Genomic DNA, 13,241 nt, shown 5'->3' on the forward strand with positions numbered 1-13,241 from the left:
CCTACAGCATACAGTTGAACGCTTGCCGCCCGTCTGTGAAGCCAATCACATGCCCGCCGGCAGTGTCGCCGGACATCCAGGACGGCGCAGACGATGACTCACCACCAGCGACAGCACCGCGGCCATCGTCATTCCCACGAAGACCGTCGCCTGGCTCCCGGACGTGAGCGCCGCATAGGCGAGGCCGACGCCGACGACCCCCGCCACGGCCTTGGTGCTGTAGACCACCCCATGGATCTCGGCCGTTCGCTCCTGACCGAAGAACTCCCGGACGAGGCTCGCGATGAGCGGGTAGAACGCGCCGCCGCCCAGCCCCGCGAAGACCGCCGCCACGAAGATCAGGGCGGCGGAGCCCGAGGTCGCCCCCGCGGCGAACAGCGGTTGTCCCACGGCCAGCAGGGCCAGCACGGCGCTGAGCACGCGCCTGCGGCCGAACCGCTCGGAGGCGAGCATCGCGCAGGCCCGGCCGGCCCCGTTCAGGGCGATGAGAAGGGTGAGGGCGAGCCACGACGCCGGCGCCTCCAGCGTGGCCAGGACGACGACGTCGAAGATGGACACCGCACCGGCCAGGACGAGGATCGCCACCAGGCTGGACAGGGCCCCCGTCCGCAGCGCCTGGCCCGTGGAGAACTCCCGCAGCGCCGGGGGAGTCCTGCGCAGCGCCAGGCTGTCGAGCGCGTGATCACGCGGATCGACGTGGGAGGGCCACCAGCGCGGAGGCGGGAGCCGTACGAACCGGGCGGCGAGGCCGATGGCGGCGACCGCCACGACGGCCGAGACGCCGAACGCGACACCGAGATGATCGGGACCGGCGCCGGCGACCACGGCGAGGGGCGCGGCGCCGTAGGCGAACGCGCCGGTCGCGAAGGCCACCTGAGTGCCCGGGCGCTCCGGGAACCACCGGGCGACGACCTCGGTGCACACGCCGTAGACCAGCCCGGCGCCCGCCCCGCCGAGCAGGGCGTACCCGGCCAGGATCATCGCGGCGCCGTCGGCGAGGGCCAGGGTGAGCAGGGCCGTGCCGGTCAGCACGGCGCCCGCGCCGAGGGCGGCGCGCACACCGAGTCGGCCGCCGCGCACCAGATACGCCGTGGGATAGGCGACGACGGCCTGGCAGACGATCCAGACGGCCAGCGGCCCGAGGACTCCGGCGACGGACCGGTCTCCGGGGCCGAGCAGTCCCGGCACGGCCGCCGCGTAGCCGTACTGCAGGGGGGCGATCGCGATCATGGCGGCCCACGGCAGCCAGAGCATCCATGACCTCGGTCGACTGATCAGGTCGTGCGGCGATTCGCCGACGAGATAGGCGCGGCCCTGCCAGTCTCGGACGACGTTTGGCTTCTCCATACTGTATGGAATATCCCGGAACTGAGCGGCTGTCGAGACCCTGGACCAAGTCGATTCCATACGGTATACAGTCTACGAGCCCTCTTGAAGGAGACCCCCCATGGACCTGTACGAGTACCAGGCCAAGGAGCTGTTCGCCCGGCACGGGATATCGGTTCCGCCGGGCCAGGTCGCGGCCACCCCCCAGGAGGCCCGCACGATCGCGACGGAGCTGAAGGCCCCGGTGGTCATCAAGGCCCAGGTGAAGACAGGCGGCCGGGGGAAGGCGGGCGGAGTGCGGCTCGCGCCCGGTCCCTCGGCCGCCGAAGACGAGGCACGGCGGATCCTCGGGATGGACATCAAGGGACACACCGCCCACACCGTGCTCGTCGAGAAGGCCACGGGCGGCTTCGAGGAGTACTACGCGGCCTATCTCGTCGACCGGGCCGAGCGCACGCTGCTGGCCATGGTGTCCAGCGAGGGCGGGATGGACATCGAAGAGGTGGCGGCGACCAAGCCCGAGGCGCTGGTCCGGATCCCGATCGACGCCGCGTCCGGTGTCGACCTCGAGACCGCCCGCCTGCTGGCCTCTCGCGCAGGCCTGCCCGAGGACGTCCAGGACGCGGTGGCCGCCACGCTCGTCCGCCTGTGGGAGGTCCTGGTCGAGGAGGACGCGCTGATGGTCGAGGTGAACCCGCTCGCCTGCACCTCGGACCGCAGGGTCCTCGCGCTCGACGGGAAGATCACCCTCGACGACAACGCCGCGTTCCGCCACGACCTCGCGGCCTTCGCCGACGGCTCCGACGACGGCGGCCTCGAGGCGAGGGCGCGTGCCAAGCACCTCAACTACGTGAAGCTCGAGGGCCAGGTCGGCGTCATCGGCAACGGAGCCGGGCTCGTCATGAGCACGCTCGACGTCGTGGCCTACGCGGGCGAGCGGTTCGACGGCGTACGGCCGGCCAACTTCCTCGACATCGGAGGCGGGGCTTCGGCCCAGGTGATGGCCGACGGGCTGGAGATCATCCTGTCCGACCCCGACGTCCGGGCGGTGCTGGTCAACGTCTTCGGTGGGATCACGGCGTGCGACGCGGTCGCCAACGGCATCGTCACCGCTCTCGAGGTCCTCGGAGAGCAGGGCGCGCGGTGCCCGATCGTGGTCCGGCTGGACGGCAACAACGCCGAGCTGGGCCGCGAGATCCTCAGCGACGCGGGACATCCGATGGTCCGCGTGGTCACCACCATGGACGGCGCCGCCGAGCTCGTCGCGGAGCTGGCCGCCGTGTGAGCTCCGCCAGGAGCGCCGAAGTGAACGCCGGCAGCGACGCCCGTACGACCGACGTGCGCCGCGGAGAGGAGCAGCGACGATGGCGATCTTCTTGACCAAGGACAGCAAGGTGCTCATCCAGGGCATGACCGGCGCGGAGGGCACCCGCCACACCGCCCGGATGCTCGCGGCGGGGACCGACATCGTGGCCGGGGTGACTCCCGGCAAGGGCGGGCAGGCGGTGGACTTCGCTGAGCGCCGGGTGCCCGTCTTCGGCTCGGTGGCCGAGGCGATGGCCGAGACCGGCGCCGACGTTTCCGTGGTCTTCGTGCCCCCGAGATTCGCCAGAGGCGCGGTCGAGGAGGCCGTCGACGCCGAGATCCCGCTCTGCGTGGTGATCACCGAGGGCGTTCCCGTCCACGACACGCTGCGCTTTTGGGCACGTGCCCAGGCCACGGGGAGGACCAGGATCATCGGGCCCAACTGCCCCGGCCTGATCAGCCCCGGGCAGGCCAGCGCCGGCATCATCCCGGCCGACATCACCTCCGCCGGCCGTATCGGCCTGGTGTCGAAGTCGGGCACGCTGACCTACCAGCTCATGTACGAGCTGCGGGACATCGGTTTCTCGACGGCGGTGGGCATCGGCGGTGACCCGGTCATCGGGACGACGCACATCGATGCGCTGCAGGCGTTCCAGGACGACCCGGGCACCGACGCGATCGTGATGATCGGTGAGATCGGCGGCGACGCCGAGGAGCGGGCGGCGGCCTACATCGAGCAGCACGTGACCAAGCCGGTCGTGGCCTATGTGGCGGGGTTCACCGCGCCCGAGGGCAAGACCATGGGTCACGCGGGCGCGATCGTGTCCGGTTCGGCCGGTACGGCCCAGGCCAAGAAGGAAGCGCTGGAGAAGGTCGGCGTCCGCGTCGGCAAGACCCCCAGCGAGACCGCCCGCCTCATGAGAGACACCGTCCAGACCCGCTGAGAAACCGCGTCTTCCGCGGATCGGCCCATCGCGCCGGGCTCCGGCCCATGGCGACCACCGTCGGAGGCATCGTGACGTTCCTGGAGGCATCGTGAAGTTCGACGTCAACCTCTCCATCCTCTTCACCGAGCTGCCGCTGCTGGAACGTCCGGCCGCGGCGGCCAAGGCGGGGTTCGACGCGGTGGAGCTGTGGTGGCCTTTCAGCGGTCCGGTTCCCGAGCAGCGTGAACTCGACCGGCTCCAGCGGGCGATCGAGGACGCCGGCGTCCGTCTCGCCGGGCTGAACTTCGACGCCGGCGACATGGCCGCGGGCGACCGGGGCCTGCTGTCCCGGCCGGACGGGTCGGCGCGGTTCCGCGCGAACATCGACGTCGCGGTCGGCCTGGCCGGCGCACTGGGCTGCCGGGTGCTCAACGCGCTCTACGGCAACCGCGTACCCGGCGAGCCCGCGCAGGCGCAACGCGACCTGGCCCTGTCCAACCTCTCCCTCGCGGCGCAGGCCGCTGCGGGGATCGGCGCCACGGTGGTCGTCGAAGCGATCAACTCCCACGAGAACCCGCACTATCCGATCTGGTCGTCCGCCGGGGCGTTCGAGGTGATCGACGAGGTGGGCGCCCCGAACCTCGCCTTCCTGGCCGACCTCTACCACCTGCACCGGATGGGCGAGGACGTGATCGCCCTCATCGACACGCACTCCGCCAGGTTCGGTCACGTCCAGATCGCCGACGACCCCGGACGGGGCCAGCCGGGGACCGGGGCCATGCCGTACAAGCAGATCTTCGAGCGCCTGGAGGCCGTGGGATACCGCGGCCACGTCGGTCTCGAGTACCGGCCCGTCGGCGCGAGCGCCGAGAGCTTCGCATGGAGGAACGGATGAACATCGCATTCGTCGGGCTCGGGATCATGGGCAGCCCGATGGCGGCCCATCTGGTGCGGGCCGGCTACACGGTCGTCGGCTACGACGTCAGCGCCGAACGGCTCGCCGCCCTGGCCGCGATCGGCGGCAAAACCGCCGCGAGCGTCGCCGAGGCGGTGGCCGGCGCCGATGTGGCCATCACCATGCTGCCCGACTCCCCCCAGGTGGAGGAGGTCGCCTTCGGCGAGGACGGCCTGCTCGCGCATGCCAAGCCCGGGTTGTTGTACATCGACGCGAGCACCATCAAGCCGGAGACCTCACGCAAGGTCGCGCAGGAGGCCGCGGACAGGGGTGTCAGCGTGCTCGACGCGCCCGTGAGCGGCGGGGAGCGCGGTGCCGTGGACGGCACATTGTCGATCATGGTGGGCGGCCGGGCCGAGGACTTCCAGGCGGCCCGCGAGATCCTCGGTCACCTCGGCACGACCATCGTGCACGTCGGGCCGCACGGCGCCGGCCAGACGGTCAAGGCCGCCAACCAACTGGTGGTCGGCGGGATCTACGGCCTGGTGGCCGAGGCGATCGTCCTGCTGGAGGCCTCGGGGGTCGATCCCGGCCCCGGCATGGACGTGCTCGCCGGGGGGCTGGCCGGCTCCCGCATCCTCGATCTCAAGCGCCAATCCATGATCAAGCGCGAGTTCGCGCCCGGCTTCCGGATCGACCTCCACCACAAGGACATGGGCATCGCGGTCGCGGCCGCCCGTGAGGCGGGGGTGTCCCTGCCGCTCACCGGCCTGGTCGCCCAGCTTGTCGCCGCGGCGAAGGCGCAGGGCCACGGGTCGCTCGACCATTCCGCACTGCTCAAGGTGATCGAAAGGATCAACTCGTGAACGAGCGAAGCGCGACAACCGACACGCGCCGCACGACTTCGCGCACGCTCCCGCGCATATTCTCGGGGGAGGCCAGGTGAAGCGGATCCCCTGCATGGAGGCGGCGGTCGCCGTCATGGAGTCCGAGGGCGTCGACACCGTCTTCGGCATCCCCGGCGCGGCCATCCTGCCGCTCTACGCCGCGCTGCAGCACAGCTCCATCCGGCACATCACGGTCCGGCACGAGGAGGGCGGCACCCACGCGGCCGACGGCTGGTCCCGCGTGACCGGCAACGTCGGCGTCTGCATCGGCACGTCGGGACCGGCCGGCACGAACATGATCACCGGGCTGTACACCGCGCTGGCGGACTCGATCCCCATGATCTGCATCACCGGTCAGGCGATGCGGAGCAAGCTGCACCAGGAGTCGTTCCAGGCCGTCGACATCGTGGAGATCGCCAAGCCGGTGACCAAGTGGGCGGTGCAGCTCAAGGAGCCCGCACAGGCCCCCTGGGTGTTCCGCGAGGCCTTCCGCATCGCCCGCTCCGGCCGTCCGGGGCCTGTCCTCATCGACCTGCCGATCGACGTGCAACGCGGGACCTGCCTCTACGACCCCGAGCTCGACGGCCCGTTCCCGGTCGACGTGCCCGAGCCGCGGGCGGAGGCCGTCCGGGCGGCCGTCGACCTGCTGATGGAGGCGCAGCGGCCGTTGATCCTCGCCGGTGGCGGCGTCGTCATCGGGGACGCGTCGGCCGAGTTGCGCGCCCTCGCCGAGCACCTGCAGGTGCCGGTCCAGGTCACCCTCATGGGCAAGGGCGCCTTCCCCGAGGACCATCCCCTCTTCGCGGGCATGGCCGGAATCCAGACCCAGACCCGCTGGGGGAACGCGGCGTTCCTGGAGAGCGACCTGGTCCTGGCGGTCGGCGCGCGCTTCGGCGACCGGCACACCGGAGACCTGGACGTCTACAGGAAGGGCCGCACCTTCATCCACGCCGACATCGAGCCCACCCAGATCGGGAAGGTCTTCGAGCCCCACCTGGGGCTGGTCGGCCACGCGCGGCCGACGCTGGCCGCCCTCAGCGAGGAGGCCCGGCGCCACACCCCGCAGAGGAAGCCGGGACGCTGGGTGAAGAAGGTCGAGAAGCTGCGCACGGCGCTGCCGCGACGGGACGACTTCGACGACGTGCCGATCAAGCCGCCCCGAGTCTTCAAGGAGATCAACGAGTTCTTCGGCCAGGACACGACCTTCGTCACCGCGATCGGCCTCTACCAGATCTGGTCGGGGCAGTTCCAGAAGACCTACCTTCCCCGGCGCTACCTCGTGTGCGGGCAGGCGGGACCGCTGGGCTGGGAGGTGCCGGCCGCGATGGGCGTCAAGTGCGCCTATCCGAACCGGCAGGTCGTGGCCGTCGTCGGCGACTACTCCTTCCAGTTCCTGATGGAGGAGGTCGCGGTCGCCGCGCAGTACCGCATCCCGTTCGTGATCGTGATGATCAACAACGAGTACCTCGGGCTGATCCGGCAGGCCGAACTGCCGTACGACATGAACTACGCCGTGGACCTCCACTACGGCGAAGGCGGGATCGACCATGTGAAGGTCATGGAGGCCTTCGGCTGTCCCGCGCGCAGGGTCGAGGTGCCCGGCGACATCCGCGACGCCCTCGCCTGGGCCACCGCCGAGGCGGAGCACGCACAACTGCCCGTGCTGGTCGAGGTGATGGTCGAACGCGAGGCCAACGCCGCCATGGGGCCGTCCCTCGACGCGATCAAGGAGTTCGAACCGCTCCCGGAACTCGCCCTCGCCATCGACTGGTCCGACTGAGGAGAACGCGCATGCCACTCCTGCTCAAGCCCGGCACCACCTGGACCGACGCCTACAGCCGATGCCGTACGGCGGCGCCGGAAGCCTTCCACGACGACAGGGTGCTCAACCACTGGGCCGGGATGTGGCAGCGTGACGGCCGCCCGGCGCCGGCGGCGTCGCCCGTCGACGGGACCACCATCGCGGGCCCCCCGCGCCTCGACCGGTCCACCGCGTCGAGGGCGGTGCGCGCGAGCCTCGACGAGCACCAGCAGTGGCGGCACGTGCCGCTCGCCGAGCGCAAAGCTCGTGTGGCGGCCACGCTGGACGCGATGACCGCGCACCGGGAGCTGCTGGCCCTGCTGCTGGTGTGGGAGATCGGCAAGCCCTGGAAGCTCGCCCTCGCCGACGTGGACCGGTGCATCGAAGGGGTGCGCTGGTACGTCGACGAGGTCGACTCCATGGTGGAGGGGCGCGCCCCGCTGCAGGGGCCGGTCAGCAACATCGCGAGCTGGAACTATCCGCTGAGCGTGCTCATGCACGCGATGCTGGTGCAGACCCTCGCGGGCAACGCCGCGATCGCGAAGACGCCCACGGACGGCGGGCTCGCGTGCCTCACCCTCGCGTGCGCACTGGCCGTGAGCGAGGGGTTGCCGATCACCCTGGTGAGCGGCGGAGGCGCCGAGCTGTCCCCGGCACTGGTCCGCAGCCGGGAACTCGGGTGCGTCTCGTTCGTCGGGGGGCGCGACGCGGGGGCCAAGGTCGCGACGTCGCTCGCCGACCTCGGCAGGAGGCACATCCTGGAACAGGAGGGCCTCAACTGCTGGGGGGTCTGGGAGTACAGCGACTGGGACCGGCTGGCGGGCCAGATCCGCAAGACCTTCGACTACGGCAAGCAGCGGTGCACCGCCTACCCGCGGTTCATCGTCCAGCGCGCGTTGTTCCACGACTTCCTGGCGGCCTACCTCCCGGCTGTCCGATCGGTCCGCTTCGGGCATCCGCTCGCGGTGGAGTCGCCCGACGACCCGCTGCCGGAGCTCGACTTCGGCCCGCTCATCAACAACACCAAGGTGAAGGACCTGGCCGACCAGGTCGACGAGGCGATCACGAAGGGCGGGGTGCCGCTCTACCGGGGTTCGCTGGCCGACGGCCGGTTCCTTCCCGGCCAGGACACCTCCGCGTACCTGGCGCCTGTGGCGATCCTGGCACCGCCCGGCTCGTCGCCCCTGCGTCACGCGGAGCCGTTCGGGCCGGTCGACACCATCGTGGTGGTCGACACCGAGGCGGAGTTGCTGGCCGCGATGAACGCCAGCAACGGCGCGCTGGTGGCGACCATCTCCTGTGACGAGGAGGAGACCGCCATGCGGCTGGCCTCCGAGGTGCGCGCCTTCAAGGTGGGGGTCAACGCGCCTCGCTCGCGAGGAGACCGGGAGGAGTTGTTCGGCGGTCTCGGCGCCTCGTGGCGCGGAGCGTTCGTCGGAGGGGAGTTGCTGGTCAGGGCCGTCACGCTCGGGCCGGAGGGCGAACGCCTGCCCGGCAACTTCCCCGGCTACACCGGCCTGCCCCACTAGGGAGCGCACGCCTCGCGTCAAAAGGTGTTCCCGGGCCGGGGTTCTGGTGCGCACGCACCGGGACCCGGCGGGATGATGGACGGCGTCATCACCGCCGAGCCGCAAGAAGGGGACCATGAAGGGCCACGTCGTCATCGCGCCGGACAAGTTCAGGGGGTCGCTGACCGCGCCCCAGGTGGTCGCCCATGTGGCGGCGGGGCTGGGGAGGGTGCCGGTGGTGGGGCTGCCGGTGGCCGACGGCGGCGAAGGAACGGTGGACGCCGTGGTGGCCTCCGGCTTCACCCGGGTCGAGGTCGAGGTGACCGGCCCGACGGGGGAGCCGGTCCCCGCTTCGTACGCCGTGCGCGACGAGCCTCATGACGCGGCGGACGAAAGCACGGCGTCCCCCCGGCCTGGCGGCAGGGTGGCGGTGATCGAGCTCGCGGAGGCGTCAGGGCTGCGGAGGCTGCCCGGTGCGCCCGCCCCGCTCACCGCGACCAGTTACGGGACCGGGGAGCTCATCGCCCATGCCGTACGGCACGGCGCGACGAGGATCGTCCTCGGGCTGGGCGGCAGCGCCTGCACCGACGGGGGAGCGGGCATGGTGCAGGCGCTGGGCGCGCGGCTGCTGGACGAGGACGGCGAGGAGTTGCCCTTCGGCGGCGCCGCGCTGCGGCGTCTCGACAGGATCGATGTGTCGGCGCTCGCTCAGCCGGCCCCGGGCGACCCAGCGGGGGGAGGAACCGGCGTCGGCGGGGTGGAGTTCGTCGTCGCGAGCGATGTGGACAATCCGCTGCTCGGGCCGTACGGCGCGGCCGCCGTCTACGGCCCGCAGAAGGGGGCCTCGCCGCAGGATGTGGCGGTCCTGGAGAAGGGGCTGGCCAGGCTGGCCGCGGTCGCGGTGCACACGCACGGTCTCACGGGATCGATCGAGCACGACGGCGTTGTGCGGAGCATGGGGGTGGCCGGCCGCCCAGGAGCCGGGGCGGCAGGGGGAGTGGGTTTCGCCGCGCTCGCCTTCCTGGGGGCGGAGATCCGCCCCGGGATCGGATACCTCCTCGAGTTGCTGGAGTTCGACCGGCAGGTCGAAGGCGCACGCCTGGTCGTCACGGGAGAGGGATCGATCGACGAACAGTCGTTGCGCGGCAAGACCCCCGTGGGCGTCGCGGCGGCGGCCGCCAAGCACGGGGTGCCGGTCGTGGCCGTGTGCGGACGGCGGTCCATCGGCGACGCCGAGCTTCAGGCGGTGGGGATCGAGGCGGTCTACGCCCTGACCGACATCGAGTCCGACGTCCGGCGCTGCATCGCCGAGGCGGGACCGCTGCTCGAACGCGTCGCCCACACCATCGCCGCCACCCATTTGCCGTGATCATGCACAGGTTCGTGATCAAGTGCTCCCACCTGCGCCTTCACCCGGCGTGATCATGCACAGATTCGGTGCAGGCCCTGCCTGCCTGGCCATTCTCGCGTCGTGATCATGCGCAAGCTCGCCGAGAGGTGGGCGGACCAGGGGAAACACCCTGCGTGATCATGCAGATGGTCTTCGAGGGGCGTTCCTGGACGGAGTGCTGGCCTTGGGGGCGTTTGGCGGTTGCGTGGCGATGGGGTGAATGCATGATCGCGTGGCCCTCAAGTGCAGGTCGGCAGGGGTGAATGCGAATCTGCGCATGATCACGGAGTGGGAACGTCCAGGCAGACAGGGCCTTCACCGAACCTGTGCATGATCACGCCGGGTGAAGGCGCAGTTCAGTGGGGCTTTCGCCGAACCTGTGCATGATCACCAACTAGGGAGGGGCAGGTTGGTGGCCATGATCACGAACCTGTGCATGATCACGCGTCATCATGTGTTGGCTTGCCGGTATGGCAACAAACTTTGCCAGCTGCCGCCTCAGTCGCCGACCATTTCGGCGAATGGAGGTACAACCCATGACCGCAGAAGAAGTACAGCGTTATGACGTCGTGGTCGTCGGCGGGGGAGCGGCCGGCCTCAGCGGGGCCCTCACCCTGGCACGGGCACGTCGTTCTGTGCTGGTGATCGACGGCGGACGGCCGCGCAACGCCCCGGCCGCGCAGGTGCACACCTACCTGGCCCGTGAGGGGACGCCGCCCTCGGAGTTGCTGGCCACGGGCCGCGCCGAGGTGGCCGGTTACGGCGGGGAGGTCGTGAAGGGCCACGTCGTGGCGGCCGAGCGCCAGGACGCCGGAGGCTTCCTGGTCGTGCTCGAAGGCGGGTCGACGGTGGCCGCGGACCGGTTGCTGGTGACCACCGGTCTGGTCGACGAGCTGCCTCAGGTGCCCGGGCTGGCGGAGCGGTGGGGACGCGACGTGCTGCACTGCCCGTACTGCCATGGTTGGGAGGTGCGCGACGAACCGATCGGCGTCATCGCCACCGGCCCGATGGCGGTCCACCAGGCGCTCCTGTGGCGGCAGTGGAGCAAGGACGTGATCCTCTTCCTCCACACGGCGCCCGCGCCCACCGACGACGAGCGGGAACGACTGGCCGCCCGCGACGTCGCCGTGGTGGAAGGACAGGTGACCGGACTCGAGGTCGAGGATGACAGACTCACCGGCGTACGGCTGGCAGGCGGCCGGGTGGTCTCCCGCAGGGCTCTCGCGACGACTCCGCGGTTCACCGCACGGGCCGAGTTGCTCACCGGTCTCGGCCTCGAGACGACAGACCAGGAGATGGGCGGCCACGTGATCGGCAGTTACATCGCCGCCGACCCGTCAGGAGCCACCGGCGTGCCCGGTGTGTGGGTGGCCGGCAACGTGGCCAACCTGATGGATCAGGTCATCGGCTCAGCCGCCGCGGGTGTGCGCGCCGGTGCGGCGATCAACGCCGACCTGATCGCCGAGGAGACGCGCCGCGCGGTGGCCGCCCGCCGGGCTCCGTTCTCCGCGGCGATGGAACGCGAGGTCTGCGAGGCCGTGCTCGGCGATCGCCGGCACGGCCTCTGACAGGGCGGGCCTGCCGCCCGACCCCACACCGGCGGCGACGCCGGGAATGCCGAGCTTCGTGGCGGTCGCCTCAACGAGAATCGGACAGCGCGGCAAATCCCCTGATGCCGGCGATGATCAATTCGAGGCCGTCGCCGAATGCGCGGTCGCGACGTTCTCTCGTCCGGGCGCCGGTGACGGCCTCGCGGGCCTGTTCCTCGATCGTGTAGCCGTTGACGTAGGCCAGGACGGTGTCCATGGCGACGACGGCCGTGTCCGCGGGGACGCCCGCGGCGGCCAGGGTGGCGACGAGCCCGTGGAAAGTGGCGACGGCCTCGCCACCCGGGTGGTGAAAGGTGGACATGAGGCGCGCGCCGTCGCGGTGGGCCAGCATGACCTCGCGCAGGCCGGTCGCGACCCCGCGCAGCCGCTCGTCCCAGGGGCTGTCGGGGGACGGGCCGGCGTCGGCCGGTGCCGTGGCCAGGTGCGCGACCATGGCGTCCAGCAGGGCCTGCTTGCTGGCGTAGTGCCGATACAGGGCGCCTGCCCGCACTCCCAGCCGGCTCGCCAGAAGCCGCATGGTCAGCCCGTCCAGGCCGACCTCGTCGAGCAACTCGATCGCCGCCTGAAGCACCTGGGCGCGCCGCTCTCCCACTGGGTCCTCCTGATCGGGTTGACAGTTCGGCTCCTCGTACGTGAACAATGTACACGTGAACGTTGTTCACGTGGGCGGTCGAGGGTGGTGACCCTGGGGTCACCGCGCATCGATCACATCGACGGAGGGATTGCGGTGCACGGATACACCAAAGGCCAGGTTCGTTCGGGCGACGGGACGGCGATCGGGTACCGGCGAGTCGGCCGCGGCCCCGGACTGATCCTCATGCACGGCGGGATGCTGGCCGCGCAGCACCTCATGAAGCTCGCCGGCGCCCTGTCGGACGATTTCACCGTCCACGTGCCCGACCGGCGTGGACGCGGGCTCAGCGGACCCCACGGGGACGACTTCGGCGTCACGCGGGAGGTCGAAGACCTCCAGGCGCTGGTCGCGGAGACCGAGGCCACGCGGGTCTTCGGCCTGAGCTCAGGTGCGCTCGTCGCGCTGCGCACGGCCCTCGTCATGCCCGAGATCGACCGGCTCGCCCTGTACGAGCCCCCGTTGTCTCTGGCGGGTTCGGTGCCGATGGACTGGGTGCCGCGCTACGACCGGGAGGTCGCCGCGGGCAAGATCGGCTCAGCCCTGGTCACGGTGATGAAGGGCCTGGGCGCAGAACCGGTGTTCGTGCGCGTCCCGCGATTCGTCCTCGTGCCGCTCATGGCGTTCGGCTCGGGCCTGCGGCGCGACCTTCCGGAAGACGACGTGCCCGTCGCCGAACTCGTCCCCACGCAGCACTACGACATGCACATCATCAGGGAAGTGGCCGACACCCTCGAGGATTACGCCACGCTCAGGGCGAGCGTGCTGCTCCTCGGCGGGACGAGGAGTCCCGCCTACTTCGACGCCGCGCTGCAGAGACTCGCCGCCGTGGTGCCGCATGCGCGGAGCATCACTCTGCCGGGCGTCGGGCACTCGGCGCCGGACGACGACCCCCTCGTGGTGGCCCAGGCTCTGCGTGACTTCTTCGGCGCGCGATGACGGGCGCCTTGCCGTGGTTCGTC

The 13,241-nt window shown here is 70.9% G+C and carries 11 protein-coding genes; 9 read left to right on the top strand and 2 right to left on the bottom strand.

The features are described 5' to 3' along the window. Positions 1–45: 45 nt before the first annotated feature. Complete coding sequence (locus Pmi06nite_RS24490) at positions 46–1,347, bottom strand: MFS transporter (protein WP_203955449.1); 1,302 nt, start codon at positions 1,345–1,347, stop codon at positions 46–48. 100 nt (positions 1,348–1,447) lie between these two features. Here Pmi06nite_RS24490 and sucC point away from each other — a divergent pair, with 100 nt between their 5' ends. From sucC to Pmi06nite_RS24530, 8 genes are all read left to right on the top strand, one after another. Then, on the top strand, positions 1,448–2,611 hold the full coding sequence (gene sucC / locus Pmi06nite_RS24495; RefSeq protein WP_203955450.1) for an ADP-forming succinate--CoA ligase subunit beta: 1,164 nt from the start codon (positions 1,448–1,450) through the stop codon (positions 2,609–2,611). 79 nt (positions 2,612–2,690) lie between these two features. Next, positions 2,691–3,575: a succinate--CoA ligase subunit alpha gene (gene sucD, locus Pmi06nite_RS24500; RefSeq protein ID WP_203955451.1), complete on the top strand. Its 885-nt coding sequence runs from the start codon at positions 2,691–2,693 to the stop codon at positions 3,573–3,575. A 91-nt stretch (positions 3,576–3,666) separates the two neighbouring features. Next, positions 3,667–4,452, top strand: a complete 786-nt coding sequence (locus tag Pmi06nite_RS24505; RefSeq protein ID WP_203955452.1) for a hydroxypyruvate isomerase family protein — start codon at positions 3,667–3,669, stop codon at positions 4,450–4,452. After that, entirely contained in the window at positions 4,449–5,318 is an 870-nt protein-coding gene (locus Pmi06nite_RS24510; protein ID WP_203955453.1) for a 2-hydroxy-3-oxopropionate reductase, read from the top strand. Before Pmi06nite_RS24505 ends, Pmi06nite_RS24510 begins: the two co-directional genes overlap by 4 nt. 76 nt (positions 5,319–5,394) lie before the next feature. Then, the gene (gene gcl, locus Pmi06nite_RS24515; protein ID WP_203955454.1) at positions 5,395–7,119 is read left to right on the top strand and encodes a glyoxylate carboligase; all 1,725 of its coding nucleotides are present in this window, start codon (positions 5,395–5,397) and stop codon (positions 7,117–7,119) included. Positions 7,120–7,130: 11 nt separating this feature from the next. Then, on the top strand, positions 7,131–8,669 hold the full coding sequence (locus Pmi06nite_RS24520) for an aldehyde dehydrogenase family protein (RefSeq protein WP_203955455.1): 1,539 nt from the start codon (positions 7,131–7,133) through the stop codon (positions 8,667–8,669). A 115-nt stretch (positions 8,670–8,784) separates the two neighbouring features. Continuing rightward, a complete protein-coding gene (locus Pmi06nite_RS24525; protein ID WP_203955456.1) occupies positions 8,785–10,017 on the top strand; it encodes a glycerate kinase in 1,233 nt (410 codons plus the stop codon). Positions 10,018–10,574: 557 nt separating this feature from the next. Next, entirely contained in the window at positions 10,575–11,606 is a 1,032-nt protein-coding gene (locus Pmi06nite_RS24530; protein ID WP_203955457.1) for an NAD(P)/FAD-dependent oxidoreductase, read from the top strand. A 70-nt stretch (positions 11,607–11,676) separates the two neighbouring features. Here Pmi06nite_RS24530 and Pmi06nite_RS24535 read toward each other — a convergent pair whose 3' ends face one another. After that, positions 11,677–12,240, bottom strand: coding sequence for a TetR/AcrR family transcriptional regulator C-terminal domain-containing protein (locus Pmi06nite_RS24535; RefSeq protein WP_203955458.1), 564 nt, complete (start codon positions 12,238–12,240; stop codon positions 11,677–11,679). 135 nt (positions 12,241–12,375) lie between these two features. Here Pmi06nite_RS24535 and Pmi06nite_RS24540 point away from each other — a divergent pair, with 135 nt between their 5' ends. Continuing rightward, positions 12,376–13,218: an alpha/beta fold hydrolase gene (locus Pmi06nite_RS24540; RefSeq protein ID WP_203955459.1), complete on the top strand. Its 843-nt coding sequence runs from the start codon at positions 12,376–12,378 to the stop codon at positions 13,216–13,218. Positions 13,219–13,241: the final 23 nt, after the last annotated feature.

This window comes from Planotetraspora mira, assembly GCF_016863275.1.
In the GTDB taxonomy this organism is placed as follows: Bacteria; Actinomycetota; Actinomycetes; order Streptosporangiales; family Streptosporangiaceae; genus Planotetraspora; species Planotetraspora mira.

Coding starts and splice junctions, on each gene's coding strand:
- Pmi06nite_RS24490 (WP_203955449.1), bottom strand. CDS start 1,347: ATGGAGAAGCCAAACGTCGTCCGAGACTGGCAGGGCCGCGCCTATCTC.
- sucC (WP_203955450.1), top strand. CDS start 1,448: ATGGACCTGTACGAGTACCAGGCCAAGGAGCTGTTCGCCCGGCACGGG.
- sucD (WP_203955451.1), top strand. CDS start 2,691: ATGGCGATCTTCTTGACCAAGGACAGCAAGGTGCTCATCCAGGGCATG.
- Pmi06nite_RS24510 (WP_203955453.1), top strand. CDS start 4,449: ATGAACATCGCATTCGTCGGGCTCGGGATCATGGGCAGCCCGATGGCG.
- Pmi06nite_RS24520 (WP_203955455.1), top strand. CDS start 7,131: ATGCCACTCCTGCTCAAGCCCGGCACCACCTGGACCGACGCCTACAGC.
- Pmi06nite_RS24525 (WP_203955456.1), top strand. CDS start 8,785: ATGAAGGGCCACGTCGTCATCGCGCCGGACAAGTTCAGGGGGTCGCTG.
- Pmi06nite_RS24530 (WP_203955457.1), top strand. CDS start 10,575: ATGACCGCAGAAGAAGTACAGCGTTATGACGTCGTGGTCGTCGGCGGG.